Genomic DNA, 464 nt, shown 5'->3' with positions numbered 1-464 from the left:
TCGTGCTCGATCAGCAGGATCGTGCGGCCGTCCGAGCGGATCTTGTCGAGCAGGCGCGTGAGTTCGACCTTCTCGGTCGCGTTCATCCCGGCCGCCGGCTCGTCGAGCGCGAGCAGCTTCGGATCGGTGGCCAGCGCGCGCGCGATCTCGAGACGGCGCTGGTGGCCGTACGACAGGTTGCGCGACGTGTAGTCCGCGTACTGCAGCACGCCGACGTACTCGAGCAGCTCGATCGCGCGTTCCTTGATCTCGCGCTCTTCCTGGCGCTCGGCCGGCGTCTGGAACACCGCGCCGAGCAGCCCGTGCTTGGTGCGCACGTGGCGGCCCACCATCACGTTCTCGAGCGCCGTCATCCCGCCGAACAGGCGGATGTTCTGGAACGTGCGCGCGATGCCGGCCTTGGCCACCTGGTGCACGGCCGTCGGCGTGTAGTTCTGGCCGTCCAGCTTGAAGTCGCCGGAATC

Annotated in this window: 1 protein-coding gene; it reads right to left on the bottom strand. The window is 68.3% G+C overall.

Annotated elements, in window-relative coordinates:
• The coding region (locus HWX00_RS36570) for an ABC transporter ATP-binding protein (protein WP_175868208.1) at positions 1–464 on the bottom strand (464 nt) is incomplete at both ends.

This window comes from Burkholderia seminalis DSM 23518, from assembly GCF_902832885.1.
Lineage (GTDB): Bacteria > Pseudomonadota > Gammaproteobacteria > Burkholderiales > Burkholderiaceae > Burkholderia > Burkholderia seminalis.
Note: the sequence above shows the minus strand (reverse complement) of the source record. Positions and strands in the feature narration are given on the sequence as shown.